Source organism: Anabaenopsis sp. NIES-4685 (genome assembly GCF_059725405.1).
On sequence record NZ_AP043602.1, the window covers coordinates 1,737,022 to 1,753,645 of the forward strand.

Here is a 16,624-nt window from a genome sequence, read left to right on the forward strand (position 1 = left end):
GAAAATATGAAAATAGGCCAATTACTGGGATTTTTGGTACTGGTGATCTCACTTTATATACTCTGGGAAATTCGCCAGTTATTGTTACTTTTATTTACAGCCATTGTCCTAGCAACAGCCATTAGCCAACTAGTACGGCGCTTTCAAAGGTCGGGGATGCAGCGCATTTGGGCTGTGTGGCTGAGTATAGTGATTGTCTTCGCTTTATTAGTTGGTTTTTTCCTGGTCATTGTGCCACCTTTTATCTCCCAGTTTCAGGAATTAGTACAGTTATTTCCTAGTGGAATAGCTCGCATTCAACAGATGAGCAATTGGTTAGAAGGTACAATCATTGGCCCCTATGTGACGAAATTACCAGATATTAATAATTTAATTCAACAACTACAGCCATTAACTGAAAATCTGATTAGACAAGCGATCGCGTTTTTCTCTACTGGAGTGACTGCCGTCTTACAATTTCTACTAGTCATAGTTCTAACTTTGATGCTGTTAGCTAATCCTCAACCCTATCGTAACATATTTGTACGCTGTTTTCCGTCATTTTACCGCCATCGCGTCCAACAAATTTTGACCTTATGCGGTGAAGGCTTGGGAAACTGGACAATTGGCGCTTTAATTGAAATGGTATTTATTGCCTTTTTAAGCGGGTTAGGACTGCTAGTTTTACAAGTACCCTTAGCACTGGCTCATGCGGTACTTGCTGGGTTACTCAATTTTATTCCCAATATTGGACCGACTTTAAGCGTAATTTTACCCATGACTATCGCCTTTCTTGATACACCATGGAAGGCGATCGCGGTTTTAATTCTATACGTAGTTATTCAGAACATAGAAAGCTACTGGTTAACACCCACAGTCATGGCCAAACAGGTAGCGCTCTTACCTGCTTTTACCCTGACAGCACAAATCTTTTTCGCCAGCTTCTTCGGTGCTTTAGGGTTAGTCATGGCGCTACCCTTGGCGGTAGTTGCGAAAACCTGGATAGAAGAACTGGTATTTAAGGATATTTTAGATAAGTGGCAAAAAACCAGTGGATAAATATATAACCTTTTTTTAGCCCTTACCATTTTCCCAGACATCTGTCAGCATCGGGGCTAATTCCGTATTTAACCGACCAGCGCGGACAAACTCCGCATAAGTATCAGCCTCAATAACCAAGAGTTCATCCCGGAACTGTTCAGTAATAAAACTACCAAGATGAGGATACTCCAGCTGTAACTGGTCGATTTTACTTTGTAGATTTTTGATCTCACCTTGAATTAGCGTCTCCTGGTAACGGTAAAACTCAGGGTTAATACCCGGACGATGGTCTTTTTCCAGGCGTTGTAAAACCCTTTCTAAAGCTACATAACGAGTAGCAAGTTCTGAATATTGCTCACGTAGAGGCGCATCACCCAAAAGATTTAACTTTTGCAGCAAAGGTTTAATGGTCAACCCTTGAACCAGTAGAGTAAATAAAACCACTCCAAACACCGTCGCAATAATTTTTTCTCGCTCCGGTAGTCCTATCGGTACACTTAAAGCTAAAGCAATAGCAACAGAACCACGTACCCCACCCCACCATAAAACCGTTTGTTCAGGTAAGGGGATTTGATATTGAGTAATTACAGCACTCAAATTGCTGAGAAGATAAATACTAATAGCCCGCATTAAAATCATAGTTGCGACTGTAATGGCAATGATTTGCAGGTTTTCTCCCAAAATACTAAAGCGAATTTGGTCGCCAATCAACAAGAAAACTATAGAATTCACAAAAAATGCTAAAAAAGCCCAAAATTCCGAAACAATAACCCTAGTGCGGGGGTTCATACCTATACGAGAGCCAAAGTTACCTAAAATTAACCCTGTGGTCACAACTCCAATCACACCGGAACCGCCCAACTCCTCCACAATCAGGTAAGTACCGTAAGCACAAACCAGAGTTAAAGACTGTTCCACCATGGGTAAATCAAAGCGTTGGGTAAGATAAGAAATACCAAAGCCAATTAATCCCCCCACTGCTACCCCAATCCCAATTACTACCCCCAGCTGTAATACAATCGGCTGGATACCCAATTGAGCATTTCCCAAGGACAGGGCGAGTAAAAAACCAAAGGCTACCACCGCCATGCCATCATTAAATAAGCTTTCCCCTTCCATCATCGTGGTGAGACTTTTACCCACCCCCAACTCCCGGAATAAAGCGGTTACAGAAACAGGGTCAGTGGCGGATAAACTAGCGCCAATCAGTAAGGCTGTGGTTAGGGATATCCCCCCCAGTTGATTTAGTCCCACTGCTACACCTGCAATGGAGATTACCACCCCTAAAACTGCATATAGGCAAATTGTCACCAAATTCCGCTTTAACTCCGGCCAGCGCAAATTCCACGCGGCTTCAAATAATAGGGGCGGTAGAAAAATGAATAAAATTAACTCAGGGGAAAGGGTGACTAGACGGACATCCACAAAGGCTAACCCTAAGCCGACAATCACCAGGAGTAAAGTATATGGTATATGACGAAACCAACCAACTACCTGTGGTAAGGTGGCTACTCCCAAAGATACGGAAAGCACTAACAGAAACTGTTTGAGGTTGGTTGTGATGATTTCTTCACCAATTGCTGTTTCTATGAGCATAAGTGGGAATTAGTAGTATTTTATATAGCAATCCTAAACGATTCATGAACAATTTCTGTTCCCTGTTCCCTGTTCGGTGTGTTCCCTTTCCTCACTGATAATTTCTCAAGTCAAATAGGATGACTATATTGAGCGAACCGGGTCAAAATACCAGTGGATGTTACGGAATTAGTCAAAGTTTCAATTATTCTTCTGTTGGTGGCTATCTGAAAGTGTCCTATGTCACCGGTTTACGGAATTGTTACCCCGTCGCATTGCTTTAAATGATTGTCTCATATTAAATTTATGTTTACCAATTTTTGTGTTTGAAGCCGCGATTAATACTTATATTAGCCGCCTACGTAGTTATGGCGGAAAAAGCTGCGCTGAAGCAATTTTACGCGATCGCTGCAACAGGTAATTTCTCTTGGATATTTAGACTGGATAAATTGCCAAAGTCCCGAGCATCTGAGTATGATTTTAATCACTCAGCGCCCAGGACTATCAACTTTGCAGCGACTTCCCCAACTAGGGGTCATCTATTATACTGGATATCTGGAAAAATCGGCGAATTATTTTTTGGGCGAAATCAGCATCATCATATTTCTGCCTTCTTTTTTCGGTGCTTGCTGTAGTTCACCCAGGGGCTCTAAATCTTTGGCCATGCGCTTAAGCAAATCTTCTGCTAAATCACTGTGTTGAATTTCTCGACCCCGGAACATTACAGTCGCTTTTACTTTATCTCCATCTTTGAGAAAGCGCTCTGCTTGCTTCACACGTACGTTATAGTCGTGTTCTTCAATTTTATAGCGCATCTTTACTTCTTTAACATCTGCTGTGTGCTGTTTTTTCCGGGCTTCCCGTGCCTTCTTCTCCTGCTCAAACTTGTACTTCCCATAATCCATGATTCGACAAACCGGTGGGTCAGCCTTATCACTGAGCAATACTAAATCCAGCTCTTTTTCTTCAGCCAGTTTTAGTGCTTCTTGTGGAGGCATAATTCCTAATTGGGCGCCATCAGTGTCAATGACTCGAATCTTGGGGAACCGGATGCGTTCATTGATTTGGGGTAGATCGCGAGTTCGTTTTTTCTCAATCACAGGCATTATGATTATGGAAGCTCTTTTGTAGTTAAGATGTGGTTTGGTCTTGGTTTACTTGGTTTGGTTTGCTCTGCCTTAGCAGCACAATTGCTCGATTTAATTCAGAAATTGAATCTGAGTCTGTTTTTCTAGGATAACTAATTCATCAATTGATCGTCATCATCCTTATTTATTTTACCTATTTTGGGATACTTTCTAGAGCGATCGCTTCATGTCAATATATTAACCCCAGTCTTAAGATAATATTACATTTTTTTGTACCAATATGCACACCTATGTTTTTGTAGGTGTGGATATCTTCACCCCCCCGAACAGGCATCTTGTGGTAGGCTTATGCTTAATAGTCTAAGATTTAACACGCCCATTCTCCGGGCGGAAAATTTAATCGTAACGAGTAACTCATGAACATATCATCTTCTCTATTTGGCTCCCTATTCTCCGGAGTAGAAGAATTAATCGAAGCAACAGTTGATACTGCATCCGAGCAAGTCAAGGTTAGCCAAGATGTTAAGGTCTCCAGCGTCTTAGGAGAATTGACCGATACCAGCTTGATATCTTCTATTTTAAACCTAAATGTAGACGCGATCGCCTCCCTGAAAAAACAGGCTGGCAATCAAGACAATCCATAGAACTCTATAAAATATACATTACCAATCCCGGTGTATTCGCAACACCGGGATTGTGTTGTTTCACGAAGAATTATACTGGCGATCGCCTCTGGCTTTTGGCGGCTTGTCAACTGCACCTAGTCTGGTGCTATAGATAGGTAAGATTATTATTTTTATGGGTAATTAGTGATTCAGTTTTTTTTTAAACGCAAAGGGGCGCAAAGGAGCGCAAAGATAAAATTAAGTTTATGTCTGCGTTGGGTTTGGATTTATGTCTGCGTTGGCTGGCTTTTTTTCTCTCCCCCGGTTGGAGCGTCTCCTAGTCAACTGGAACTTACTCCTTTAAGTCTGGAGTTGTTACAAGAACGATTGCGAACACCGGTCATCCGTGATGGGAGTCTGACTGTGGATTTACGGCAGATGGTGATTGATTTGCGACCGGAAAATGGCAGGTTTCGGGATGATTTTTACCAGTTGCTGCGCAAGGAGTTACAAAGGTCGGGGACTAAGCCTTTGGGTTTGGATTTGAGTGGTTCTCTAATTCAGGGGAGTTTTTTGGGTAGGGATTTGGGTTTGAGAACTCCTCTTTATGCTGCGCCTGTTTATGCTCCTATTTTGACCCGTGGTGAACAGGAACAATTGCAAAGTTTACGCTCTGTTTGTTTGCAGTCTTTGGGAATAGCTTTACCTAGTTCTCCTGACTGTCGCGCACTTTTGGGAGGTGGCGGAACTGCTAGTGAAATCAATATTTTTCGTGGTTCTTTAAATCTGGTGGGAACCCGTTTTAATGGGGAGGTGCAATTCTCTCATACTTTCTTTTTTCAGCCGGTGAATGCTCAGAATGCTATTTTTATCCAGTCTAGTAACTGGGAAGAAACTAGATTTAGCCGCTCTGTGGGCTTCAGTGGTGCTAGTTTTCGCCAAGGAATTAATTTTAAAGGTAGTGCGTTTTTTGAGCAGGTGAATTTTCAAAGGGCGCAATTCCAGGATCGGGTTATTTCCAAAATAGCACTTTCTCGGAGTCTACTAAGTTCAATGACGCTAGTTTTAAGCAGTCAGCTAAGTTTAGTCGCTCTCAATGGTTGGGAAATGTTGATTTTTCCGGTGTGCGTTTTGCTGGTACTGTACACTTTGGTCAGGCTGATTTTCATCAGTATGTTTTTTTTACGGAAACTATTTTTGAGCAAGCTGTAATTTTTCGCGCAGCTATTTTTAATCATGCTGTGAATTTACGTGGTGCTAGTATTTTGAATCAGGCGGATTTTAGTGATGCGCGGTTTGCTCAGGAGGCTTTTTTAAATGTCCCTGGTCTGACTTTTAATTCTAATCAAGGTAAAATTTTAGGGAATCCTGGGGAAATTGGCCAAAGGTTCCGGGTTCCTAGTTCCCTGGGTAATCAGAATGTTTTGCGCAATTTGGGCCAGAATTTCCGTCAGCAGCAGCAAATCGCTGACGCTAATCAGTTGGAGTATACAAAACAAAAACTACGTTTGCGGGAGTTAACCCATCGGTTGGTGGATAGGAATATTAATACTGCTAGTCGCCAAAGTTTGCTTGATTTGGGTTTTAGTGCAACTCAGGCAGAGGCGATCGCCCGTCGTCGTATAATTCAACCATTCCGTAATCGTGGTGATCTGTTAAGTTTAGCAGATATCGATTTAGATACTTATCACCTTAGCGATCGCTTGGTGATTGCTCAACCCCTTTCCCCCGGTGCGTGGTTCCTACAAGCAGTCAGATGGTCGGCTTTGAGTCTATTACTGCTCCTGAGTGGCTATGGTACCAGCTTTTGGTTAGTCTTTGGTGTGGGGGGTGTGGCGATCGCTTTTTTTGGCTGGTTATTCTGGCTCATAGACCGCTGTCGTCGCTTACATCCGGTTCCCATTATTCCCACCTATTACGAAACCATCTCTATATGTGCTGGTTTTAGCTTGTTAACACTGTTGAGTTTATTAGCTATTTTCCGCAATGCTGAATACCCTTGGCTAACCCTAGGATGTCTGGTAATTATTATTGTCCCTCTACCAGTGGCTTTAATTTTCCGCCTTTACCAACAAGGTCGTTATCACGATTTAATGGATGTTTCCTATTTTACAGAAGATGGTACTTTTCGCCAGTTACGATTATTAATTGGGCGATTACCTGTCATACCCAGAAATCAGACATTCCGCGAAAGATATATGCATTTACTATGGAATCGTCGGTGGAACTGGCTCAATTACTATGACTTTAGTTTGAATAACTTAGTTAGGTTAGGTTTTAACGATATTCGCCTCCGGGATGAACATTTACCAGGTATTATCGCCACCCTGGCTTGGTATCAGTGGAGTTTGGGTTTACTATATCTTACCCTGGTTTTATGGACTCTTTCCCGCACTATTCCCGGATTAAACTTACTCATTTATTTGAAGTAATAGCTCTAATTAAAAACTCTAATTAAAAAAAATAATCAGATGTGGAATTTTTTTTAACCGTATTCGCCCTTAGGCTTTCCCTCCAGGTAGAGGCGCGAAGGTAAAATGGGGCTTTGCGGAATCATAATATAAAATGCCAAAATGACCTTCTTTTTTCTTTGCACCTTTGCGTCCTGACTAGCAGCCAAAGTCTGCCTTGGGGGGCGAAACTAATTTATACTTTCACTCAGTACCGCCTAAGATTGTAGTTATATCTGCCTTATGATTCGTGATGCTAGGGGCGAATATTATATAGCAATCCTAAATGATTCATGAACAATTTCTGTTCCCTGTTCCCTGTTCCCTGTTCCCTTTCCTCACTGATAATTTCTCAAATCAAATAGGATGACTATAGATATAACTTTTCAATGAAAGTTCTCTTGATATCTATCTAAATGATTATCTACAGAAACTAATAATTACTTCTATCTTTTCTATAGTTACACATTTAAATTAATAAAAATAAGTCAACTCAGATTACTAGTCTTTATTAATTTTTTATAGTATTATTGTAATTAAATCAATACCTATTGAAAAAGGTAAAAACATGGTTATTAATGACTTAGATTATTGTGAAACAACAGAAGACAGCATTATTGGTGGGTTAGATGCTATTACAGATATTCAAACATATGTCGCCCCGGGATATGCGGAAATAACCACAGCAGCCTCCGCAGTTGGAGATGAGTCCAACACTTTTACCCAAGCTCAAAGTATTGTAGATGATACTGGTCGGACAAGAATTAGTAAGGCTATGGGAGAAGCTTTCGCCACAGCTAGGGATAAGAACGGGTTTATGTTGTCCTACCAAAAAAACATAGCGATTTTAATCAGACATAATTCCTAAAAATATCTAGATTGGTAAGCTTTTAACTCCAAAGAAACTTTTTACAGCGCTTTTCATCTGAGTTAGGTACAAAAGGGCGCGATGCCCACCCCACAAGATTTATGATATTAACGTGTGTACTTTATTTACTTGAAAAGTGCTGTAACTGTCTATTTTTGATTTTTTTATTGGCAATTTTTGGTAGTACCCCACTCTGTGGGGTACTACTTGTTAAAAGACTTTATATGGAAAATCCCACGCATCATAAGCATGGGATAATTAGCATTTATCTGAAAAATTATCTCTGTTTCTACTTGATTTTGTTCACCGCACTAATCTAACTTGAGCCGATGTTGCAGAACTACTAGAACTGCTACCAGCAGAAACTTTTACCGCAGTGGTTTGAACAACTTCACTTTCACTATTGGGCGATGCTGAAACCACACTTTTGGCCTCACCAATAATCTGTCCATCCGGTGAGACTAGACGTTTGACTATAACTTGATAACGAGGCATAATCTGATTATCTACTCTCAGTAAATAAATGAGTAAAGACCACAGAAGCAGAAGAGGTGCAAACTAACTTCCATATTTATTGGTAATTCGTTAATTGCTCCTGCTTCTGCGGTCAAATTCTGTCAAAGAAATAATCTATATCTTTGATAATTTGGACTTAGTACTTCTTCTTAGGTCCTCTGAGAGCTGCTGCGGTTGAACGGGAAGCAGCATCAGAAGAAACACCTTCATGTACTTCTGCAAAAGTGATAGTTTCAGCATCGGTGTTGTGACCATATGCTTGAGCTACTGCTTGAACATCAGCAAAGTTACCGTGAATATCAACTTGTACGTCAAGTTTCTTATGAATATCAACATTTACTTTACTGTCGATTTTCTCCAACTTCTTGTTGTTGATGTAGAAACCGCCACCACCAACAACAGCAGAACCGTCAACAGCTTCTAAAATATTTAAGTCAGAAATAATCATGAGCCTTTCCTAGAATTTTTTCGCTGGGTTTAGAATTGTTTTGTATAACCAAGTTCCGCTTGGCTATATTTAGAATATAGCTAACATTTTCCATAAAAAGAATAGCTTTTTATTTTATTTTTGCTAAAAATAATTCATTTAATTATTAATTGTAACTCAATTGATAGCTATAAGCAACTCTTGCCTATATGCTAATTTGATTGTGGAATAAACACTCATATAATCCCGCTATTTTTACTCTACAAATCAAATATATAGACTTATTTATGAATAGCATTGATAATGCAAGTATTGGGTTTTAAACTGTCTGTGATATCCATTGAAATACAAACATTAAATCAATCAATCAATAAAAAATCGCTGGAATGCTTTTTAAACAATTCCAGCGAGCTTCTCACTACCTGATTTCAATTGGAGAAATACAGGGAAACTAACTAAATTCGGTTGTAAGTATTCTCATATATAGCATCAACGTAATAATCGCTGAGAGCCCCTGAGAACATGAATGGATTCTGTTAGTCTTTAGTTAAGGCGATAACTAAGCCTAAGAGTAATACTTAGAATTAGGTTCGCACTTTGTGATATATACTCTAGGCTGTTCCTTTTTACCCTTTTCATCACATTTTTCATAGCATACTGTCTCACATGGATCATAAGACTTGGGTGGTTCATAATATTTGGGCTTTTTATCATACTTGGTTGGCTGATATTCGGGCTTTTTACCATATTCATCCTTGTAGCCACAACCGCCAATCACATTTTCTGCGTTAACTGTTTCTAAGATATTTAAATCGGAAATAATCATGGATATTCTCCCAGGATTTCTTGTTTAATAACTAACCGATTTCTTGCCTTCGGTTATGTTTCTAATATAGCGGATTAACCAGATAATGCAATAAGTCATGCAATGCTATTTCATGAACTAAATTGATGTTATTGTTCCTATTAATTAACTATTCAACGCCATGGTTAACGCATAACCCCGACTTCTATAATCATCTGTTCTCAAGTCAGAAGATTGTGGCAGAAGTCGGGGATATTTAGGGAATTTAAATGATAGGACATTACCCGCTCTTCTTGCTAAGGAGCGGGGCTGGGGGTAAGATAAATCAAATATTTTACCAATGAAAAATTAAGGATATTTCAGATTTACAATCAGCAACGCCCATAAATTAAGACTGCTTGAGTAATTCTTTCTGAGGCTGTAAGCTCTGGGAATCCAGATGAGTAATTATTTGCATACACTCCAGTTGTTGCTTTAACCAACCATTGAATAATTCTGTAATAATTTTTTCGCGTAACTGCTCATCTAATTGGGGTTGACTAATTTCTTCTACCCAAATTAAATACACCCCTTTTGCAGTCCCAATGGGCTTAATCACCTGTGGTGGAGTTGCAGCAAATACAGATGCAGCAATCTCCGGGCGAAAATCTTTGCGGTGTCGCCTTCCTTGGTATCCATAAGTGCTGCGAAGCTCTGGTTCTGAGATATATAGGCGAGCAATTTCTGGAAAGCTGATTTCCCCCTCTTCCAGCGCATAAAACATTTCTAACGCCAAGTCTTTATCATCAAAAATGATTTCATAGGTAATGGCCACTACATAATCTAGTTGGTGTTGATAAAAGAACTGTTCAACTTGAGAACTAAATAAATGATCTGCTACCTTCTGAGCCAGAATTTTGTTATATACTGATTCTTCAAACTCATTCACAGAAAGATGGTGTTTCTTTAGCCATGTCAATGTATCTTTAGCTTTGACAAGCTTATTTGCTAAACGGAGATTATCCCCTTGTTGCTGAACTTCTTCCGGTGTCACAGTGATTTGTGCTTTTTGAGCAACCTCCTGAATGATTTTTTGAGAGGCGATCGCCTCTACCAGACCAGGAACTTGAGACGATAATTTGAGTCTGTGAATAATATCTGCGGTGGAAATATTGAGAATTTGAGGCATGACACAATCCCCGAAGTAAACTATTAAAGCTCTAAACCATTTTTGTGTAACTTCTTGAACGGATCTAAAACAAAATCAATCACCCGGCGCTGACGTATAATAACTTCAGCATTTGCTGTTTGACCCGGCGTTAATGGAATACGTTCTCCGTCCCTTTCAATATAGTTCTGTTCTAAAGTGATTTCTAACTCATAGGTTTCTATATTTCCTGCGGCAGTTTGAGTCATTTTAGAATTGGGAGAAATCCGAGAAACTTGACCTTGGATGATGCCATATTCCTGGAATGAATAGGCATCAAACTTGATTTTCACTGGCATTCCCACATTTAAGAAGCCACTATCTTGGACTGGCATATGAGCTTTGAGAATGATGGCAGTATTTTCAGGCGCAATGTCGGCAATTCTCTGACCAACTTGTACTACCTCCCCTGGCTTAGAAACTGGTAACTCAAAAATTACCCCATCCACAGGCGATCGCACCACTCGTTGCTGCATTTGTAGATTCAACGACTTAATTTTGCTGTTAGTTTGAGTAATTTCCAATTGTAAATTTGCAACTTGGGTTTCTAGGTCTTTAAGTTGTTCTTGATATTTCAGCACAGCCAACTTACCAGTTTGTAGTAAACTTTGATAGCTGTTTTCTTCCCCTTGCAGTTGATGTTTTGCTTGCTCGATATCAGACTGTAACTGATTCATCGTCGCCTCATAGCGACTCATTTCTTCAGTCAAGCGTAATTGTGCCTGTTTAACATCAGATTCCGCCCTGGTATAAATGCGTCGGCTTTCCTGTTCTTCTTTTTTAACTTGGTCAACTTGATTGAGGGGAACCGCCCCATCGTTCAAAAGTTGCTCAAAACGCTGGACTTGCCGAGCATCTATACTCAAACGCTCATAAGCTGACTGTTCCTCCTTTTGAGCAGTTTGAACCTGCTGCTTTACCTGACCGAGTAATGCTTGTTTTTCTAACTTTTGCAGGTTATAAATACTTTGTTTGTAACCAAGGTTTTGTTTTGCCTGGTTAACTTGGGACATTTTCTCTAAGGCTTGAAACTGATTTTGTTGTTTCTGAATACTTAGTGTTAACTGCAGTTGATTTCTCAGCACGTCAAACTGCGCTTCTTGGTTTAACAGTGCTGAGAGTTTAGCCTCAGCTTGCTGAAGTTCAGTCTGCAAAATCTCAGAGTCAAGTTCTAATAACACTTGTCCCACCGTTACAGTATCACCTTCTGTCACCTTAACAGCTGTGACATTCCCCACGGATTGGGAGTCTAATTTTTGTGTTGCACCTTGAGGCTCTATACGTCCTCTGGCGCTACCAGTTTCATCTACTTTCGAGAGAGTCGCCCAGGGTAAAGCTAAAGCGCCAAAACCCACCAATACATACAACACACCACGAGTCCACACCTTTGGTAAGGCATCTAGTAACTCCTCAGTACCATAATATAAATCCTGAGTATTACCTTCTGGAATCGACTCGTGAGATTCAGTGGTTTCTTCTTGGGGTTGAATATAAAGTTTATAGTCATCCTCTTCTTGTTTCAGAAGTGCAGATGAAGAATTGGGAGAAGTGTAAGGCATAGTTTCATAGGAAATTGGGAATTGGGAACTAACTAATGTCTAATGACTCCGCACCTTTTGTATAGTCCAATGCAAAAACCAGATCAACTTAAACTACTTGAGCTAGTTGTTGTTGATTGAGATAGTAGTAATGTCCTTTTTTGGCAATTAATTGATCATGACTACCGCTTTCTACTAACACACCACGGTCTAAAACCAAAATTAAATCTGCATTGCGGACTGTGGACAGGCGATGAGCAATAATCACACTGGTACGCCCTTTGAGTATGGTTTTGAGGTTATTCTGAATAATCCGCTCTGATTCCGAGTCTAGGTGACTGGTGGCTTCATCAAAGAGTAATAACCGGGGGTTACCAAGTAAAGCCCGAGCAATAGCTAGGCGTTGGCGTTGTCCACCGGAAAGCATTCCGCCACTTTCACCAATTTGGGATTCATAGCCCATTGGTAACTTCTGAATAAATTCATCCGCGCCAGCTAATTGTGCCGCTGCGATAATCTCTTCTAAGGTCGCTTCTGGGTGAGCAATACTAATGTTTTCTCGAATCGTACCACCAAATAAAAAGGTATCTTGGTCTACTACACCTATTTGAGAACGGAGCGATCGCAGTCCAATATTAGTAATATCACATCCGTCAATCAGAATCTTGCCATCTGTAGGTGGATATAAACCCAAAATTAACTTGCTGAGTGTAGTTTTTCCCGAACCACTGCGCCCCACCAAAGCCACCATTTGCTCTGGCTGAATTTCAAAGTTAATATTTTCTAGGACGTTAGTCTGACTTTCGGCATGGTAACGAAAGGCAACATTCTCAAAACAAATATGCCGCGCAGTATCCCTAAAGGCCGGCGGTTTTGAGTTTGCAAGTCCTCTTCTGGTTGTGCATCTAAAACATCGTTAATCCGTTCTGTAGAAATGATAATTTCCTGCAATTCATTCCACAGCATTGATAGCCTTTGAAAAGGACTCAAAACATTACCCACTAACATATTGAAAGCTACTAATTGCCCCATAGTTAGTTCCCCTTGAATAACTTGCCAAGCACCAAACCACATCAAGGAAGCATTCACAAAGGTTTGAATAACGCCACTCATAATTTGCAAGCGGTTACCAACCACTTGAGCATTAAAGCCTTTTTTCACCAAATCATGCAGCAACTCTTCCCAACGCCAGCGTACTGTCTGTTCAATGGCTAGGGATCGCACTGTACGAATACCTGTGAGAGATTCTATAAGATAACTATTTTCTTTGGCTCCCGCATTGAACACTTCTCTGGAAATACGACGCAAAATACTTGTGCTAGCCAGTGCCAGAATAAAAAATGGCGGTACTGTCAATAGTACGAAGACAGTCATACTCCAGCTATACCAGAACATGATGCTTAGATAGATCACTAGTGTCAGCATATCCAGGATGATTGAGAGAGTCTCACCCGTGAGGAAGCGCTGGATTTTTTGGTTTTCTTGAATCCGAGAAATAATATCCCCCACATAACGGGACTCGAAATAAGCCAGGGGTAAGCGGAAGGTATGTTTAATAAAACCTACAACTAGCGAGATGCTCACCCGATTGGCTGTATGGTCTAAAAGATATTGTCGGACTGCATTCATGGCAATACTAAACAAACCAAATACAATCATCCCCACACCCACGGCGTTTAAGGTGGGAATGCTGCGCTGCACCAACACTCTATCTAGTAATAACTGGGTGAATACCGGCGTTACTAGTCCAAATATTTGCATCAGCACACTGGCTATGAACACTTCTACCAGTACCCAAGAGTGAGGTTTAACTAACTCAAAGAACTTCCAGAAGCCCGGGTTTTCATCCTTGGTTTTTTGCAGCAGTTCTGTAGGTTGCAGTAATAACGCATAACCAGTCCAACCAGCGTTAAATTGGCTTCTGGTCAGGGTGCGTTGACCAATGGCAGGGTCACCAACAATTACCTCACTTTTGGTGATTTTATAAACAACTATAAAGTGATTACCTTCCCAATGGGCGATCGCCGGTAAAGATTGTTCGGCAAATTTAGCAAAGGTGGCTTTGACCGGACGAGTGGCAAAACCCAGGTTTTCCCCTACTGCTGCTAAAGCCCGTAAAGATGCACCACTGCGGTTGACATTGGTCATATTCCGCAAGCGATTCACACTCAACTGTTTACCCCAATATTTACCAATCATTACTAAGCAAGCACAGCCACAATCGGAGGCGCTTTGTTGGGCATAGAAGGGATACCGTTGACTCAGCTGTTGCCACCAATGCCCTATTTTCACTTTGGGGCTGGGAAAGTAAGGCAGTGTTTGATTTGGTTTTTTCTGTGACTGTTTTTCTCTGTGGGGAAAGGGAATCACCTTGGCTGTTGGGGATGAGCTCCCTTGCCATTGTGTCTTAACAGTGGTTTCTACTTCACGGTCACTGACAAAGGAAGCTAATTCTGGACAGTGTTCTAGTGCTTTTTCCCACTGTGAACTTTTGAGGATATAAGCAATGGTTGGTTGGATGGCTTGCCATGTACCTTGATTCGGTTGAGTCGAGATTTGCCCTGGTACTAAGGAGTTTCCCTCGGATTCCAGCAGTTGACCTTTATACAACAGCCACAACTGGGAATCTGGAAATTGTGTATTTACACAGCCAATATCTAGGTTGTGTCGCTCAAACACTGTTAAGGCTTTGAGCATGGCCTGAAATTGCCCCGGTTGTGTGGGAAATTCTCCGTTTTGCCGACACCTCATCAGTAAATCCCACATTTGGGCACGACAGAACAGGCGATCGCGCATCTGAGGATATTTGTCTATCAACTCTTGCAATACCTCTTGTCTGACATACCCCAGTTGTAGGTTTTGTGAGCTTCTGGCGGTGTAATGACTCAAGTTTTCCTCTGGAAACAAGGTTATTTCACCAAATGAAGATGAGGCTGACAGGGTGGTAATTAAATTATCAGCACTATCTGATAGTCTGACTTTACCGCCCAGAATGATGTAAATACCAGGGTTCATTTCTGCGGATTGCCAAAACTGCTGTGCTACTGGCGGTTCCACAAGTTCCATAGATGCCCAGCACCTTTGCAGTTCTGGTTTTGTCAGCTTCTCTCCTAAAGTATCAGTGAGTTTTTCACCTAGATGTTGTGGCGAAAATACTGTTGTCATTATCTAACCTCCAAAACGGCATTAGTCTCAATGACTAATAAAAACTCGGTGAATAGTAAATGCCTGATTTAGGGTTAAACATTATTTACTGTTTGTGATTTGGCATAGGAATATCAAATATTTTCTCTGTCAGGATTTCCCCATTAAAAATATCCTCGTTTTTTTTGTGGGATAGGTATCCTTACATTCCCCATATTCCTGGATGCCCAAGGCTACACAATGGATGATTTATTTATCAATAATCTCTAATTACAACCAGAATATTAGTAGGTAGATAAAAATAAATGCAAGTCTTTTATGGAAGCTGTAATCCTGTGAATATGAGAAATAAGTACTAAAATTACCACTACCAGCAATTAGTAAATTTAAAGTTTAATCTTCCCTACTTAATTCCTTGATCAAATGAGTATCTCATCCCTGTATCAGCCTAAAAAATTAACCTCAGTAATGTTTATTATCATGTTTTTTAGCAACCTTATTTATGATCACTACTGCAGTTAACCATCAACTTTGTACCAGTTTTTTAGTCTTCTTGTCATGCCATTATGGCATATTTTTAGCATATACATTTATTTTTATTTCTCTAAATAATTTTATGTTTTTAATAATATATTACGATATAATTCTAGGCAATATGTTAGTAAAGTCCAGTATTTTCAATGCCATAACTATGTGAATATTATCAGACAAATACCCGACTGCTCAGAGGATGTCTGATAAGTCGGGGATCTACTGATGACATCAAACTTAATAGAAATGTTTGCTGGTAGTCAGAACTCAAGTCCCGACTAGCAACTGGCGCGGGTAAAATCAAACCTTAACTTCCAAAGACTTCAGCAACTCAGTATTGACACCAGACTCACGAGTCAGGGAAATTTTACCAGTGCGGGCGATTTCCCTCAGACCAAATTTTTGTAATACTTGGACGATGGCCACCATTTTCCCAGGGTCTCCCACAACTTCGAGAGTTAAAGAATCCTCAGCGACATCTACCACTCGCGCCCGAAAAATATGAGCTAATTCCACTACTTCTGCACGGTTGCTGCTAGTAGCATTCACCTTCAGAAGCATTAACTCTCTCTCTACACAAGGAGTTTCGGTGATGTCTTGTACTTTGAGGACGTTCACTAACTTATACAGTTGCTTGGTGAGTTGCTCAATTACGCGATCGTCTCCAGGTACAGTCATCGTAATCCGAGAAACTCCTCCTTGCTCTGCTGGACCAACGGCGAGGCTTTCTATATTAAAGCCACGACGCGCGAATAAACTGGAGATACGGGAAAGAACACCCGACTCATCTTCTACCAAAACTGAAAGGGTATGTTTCATATTCCGCAAAACAGGCTCAGGCAATCATTTTGCTCACCGTTCTATCTTTTTT

General features: G+C 40.6%; 12 protein-coding genes and 2 pseudogenes. 5 read left to right on the forward strand and 9 right to left on the reverse strand.

Annotation, left to right across the window (positions count from 1 at the left end; genetic code table 11):
• Positions 1-6 precede the first annotated feature (6 nt).
• Positions 7-1,038 carry an AI-2E family transporter gene (locus AC6IZ0_RS07580; protein WP_497725661.1) on the forward strand — a complete coding sequence of 344 codons (1,032 nt, stop codon included), beginning with the start codon at positions 7-9 and terminating at the stop codon, positions 1,036-1,038.
• A gap of 15 nt (positions 1,039-1,053) precedes the next feature.
• Here AC6IZ0_RS07580 and AC6IZ0_RS07585 read toward each other — a convergent pair whose 3' ends face one another.
• Positions 1,054-2,616 (reverse strand): cation:proton antiporter, encoded by a 1,563-nt coding sequence (locus AC6IZ0_RS07585; protein WP_497725663.1) that lies wholly within the window; start codon positions 2,614-2,616, stop codon positions 1,054-1,056.
• A 238-nt stretch (positions 2,617-2,854) separates the two neighbouring features.
• Here AC6IZ0_RS07585 and AC6IZ0_RS07590 point away from each other — a divergent pair, with 238 nt between their 5' ends.
• Positions 2,855-3,016 carry a hypothetical protein gene (locus tag AC6IZ0_RS07590; RefSeq protein ID WP_497725664.1) on the forward strand — a complete coding sequence of 54 codons (162 nt, stop codon included), beginning with the start codon at positions 2,855-2,857 and terminating at the stop codon, positions 3,014-3,016.
• A 151-nt stretch (positions 3,017-3,167) separates the two neighbouring features.
• Here the strand turns inward: AC6IZ0_RS07590 and infC are convergent, their stop codons facing one another.
• Positions 3,168-3,701 carry a translation initiation factor IF-3 gene (gene infC, locus AC6IZ0_RS07595; protein WP_497725665.1) on the reverse strand — a complete coding sequence of 178 codons (534 nt, stop codon included), beginning with the start codon at positions 3,699-3,701 and terminating at the stop codon, positions 3,168-3,170.
• Positions 3,702-4,099: 398 nt separating this feature from the next.
• Here infC and AC6IZ0_RS07600 point away from each other — a divergent pair, with 398 nt between their 5' ends.
• From AC6IZ0_RS07600 to AC6IZ0_RS07610, 3 genes and pseudogenes are all read left to right on the forward strand, one after another.
• A complete protein-coding gene (locus AC6IZ0_RS07600) occupies positions 4,100-4,327 on the forward strand; it encodes a hypothetical protein (RefSeq protein ID WP_497725667.1) in 228 nt (75 codons plus the stop codon).
• Between the two features lie 165 nt (positions 4,328-4,492).
• Positions 4,493-6,720: pseudogene (locus tag AC6IZ0_RS07605) on the forward strand (pentapeptide repeat-containing protein).
• Positions 6,721-7,306: 586 nt separating this feature from the next.
• Entirely contained in the window at positions 7,307-7,606 is a 300-nt protein-coding gene (locus tag AC6IZ0_RS07610; RefSeq protein ID WP_271733907.1) for a hypothetical protein, read from the forward strand.
• 303 nt (positions 7,607-7,909) lie between these two features.
• On the opposite strand, the gene AC6IZ0_RS07615 is transcribed toward AC6IZ0_RS07610, so the two are convergent.
• The 7 genes and pseudogenes from AC6IZ0_RS07615 to ilvN all read right to left on the reverse strand — a co-directional run bounded on the left by AC6IZ0_RS07615 (position 7,910) and on the right by ilvN (position 16,572).
• Positions 7,910-8,101, reverse strand: coding sequence for a hypothetical protein (locus AC6IZ0_RS07615; RefSeq protein ID WP_271733905.1), 192 nt, complete (start codon positions 8,099-8,101; stop codon positions 7,910-7,912).
• A 157-nt stretch (positions 8,102-8,258) separates the two neighbouring features.
• Entirely contained in the window at positions 8,259-8,570 is a 312-nt protein-coding gene (locus tag AC6IZ0_RS07620) for a hypothetical protein (protein WP_497725669.1), read from the reverse strand.
• A gap of 544 nt (positions 8,571-9,114) precedes the next feature.
• Positions 9,115-9,375, reverse strand: a complete 261-nt coding sequence (locus tag AC6IZ0_RS07625) for a hypothetical protein (RefSeq protein ID WP_497725670.1) — start codon at positions 9,373-9,375, stop codon at positions 9,115-9,117.
• 367 nt (positions 9,376-9,742) lie between these two features.
• Positions 9,743-10,522 carry a peptidylprolyl isomerase gene (locus AC6IZ0_RS07630; protein WP_497725671.1) on the reverse strand — a complete coding sequence of 260 codons (780 nt, stop codon included), beginning with the start codon at positions 10,520-10,522 and terminating at the stop codon, positions 9,743-9,745.
• Between the two features lie 23 nt (positions 10,523-10,545).
• A complete protein-coding gene (locus AC6IZ0_RS07635) occupies positions 10,546-12,099 on the reverse strand; it encodes a beta-barrel domain-containing protein (protein WP_280791558.1) in 1,554 nt (517 codons plus the stop codon).
• Positions 12,100-12,187: 88 nt separating this feature from the next.
• Positions 12,188-15,243 (reverse strand): annotated as a pseudogene (locus AC6IZ0_RS07640) (peptidase domain-containing ABC transporter).
• An 810-nt stretch (positions 15,244-16,053) separates the two neighbouring features.
• Entirely contained in the window at positions 16,054-16,572 is a 519-nt protein-coding gene (gene ilvN, locus AC6IZ0_RS07645) for an acetolactate synthase small subunit (protein ID WP_271733897.1), read from the reverse strand.
• Between the last annotated feature and the right edge of the window lie 52 nt (positions 16,573-16,624).

Bases quoted from the DNA above. Each gene is read 5' to 3' on its own strand.
- AC6IZ0_RS07580 (WP_497725661.1), top strand. From the start codon at position 7: ATGAAAATAGGCCAATTACTGGGATTTTTGGTACTGGTGATCTCACTT.
- AC6IZ0_RS07585 (WP_497725663.1), bottom strand. From the start codon at position 2,616: ATGCTCATAGAAACAGCAATTGGTGAAGAAATCATCACAACCAACCTC.
- infC (WP_497725665.1), bottom strand. From the start codon at position 3,701: ATGCCTGTGATTGAGAAAAAACGAACTCGCGATCTACCCCAAATCAAT.
- AC6IZ0_RS07600 (WP_497725667.1), top strand. From the start codon at position 4,100: ATGAACATATCATCTTCTCTATTTGGCTCCCTATTCTCCGGAGTAGAA.
- AC6IZ0_RS07610 (WP_271733907.1), top strand. From the start codon at position 7,307: ATGGTTATTAATGACTTAGATTATTGTGAAACAACAGAAGACAGCATT.
- AC6IZ0_RS07615 (WP_271733905.1), bottom strand. From the start codon at position 8,101: ATGCCTCGTTATCAAGTTATAGTCAAACGTCTAGTCTCACCGGATGGA.
- AC6IZ0_RS07620 (WP_497725669.1), bottom strand. From the start codon at position 8,570: ATGATTATTTCTGACTTAAATATTTTAGAAGCTGTTGACGGTTCTGCT.
- AC6IZ0_RS07625 (WP_497725670.1), bottom strand. From the start codon at position 9,375: ATGATTATTTCCGATTTAAATATCTTAGAAACAGTTAACGCAGAAAAT.
- AC6IZ0_RS07630 (WP_497725671.1), bottom strand. From the start codon at position 10,522: ATGCCTCAAATTCTCAATATTTCCACCGCAGATATTATTCACAGACTC.
- AC6IZ0_RS07635 (WP_280791558.1), bottom strand. From the start codon at position 12,099: ATGCCTTACACTTCTCCCAATTCTTCATCTGCACTTCTGAAACAAGAA.
- ilvN (WP_271733897.1), bottom strand. From the start codon at position 16,572: ATGAAACATACCCTTTCAGTTTTGGTAGAAGATGAGTCGGGTGTTCTT.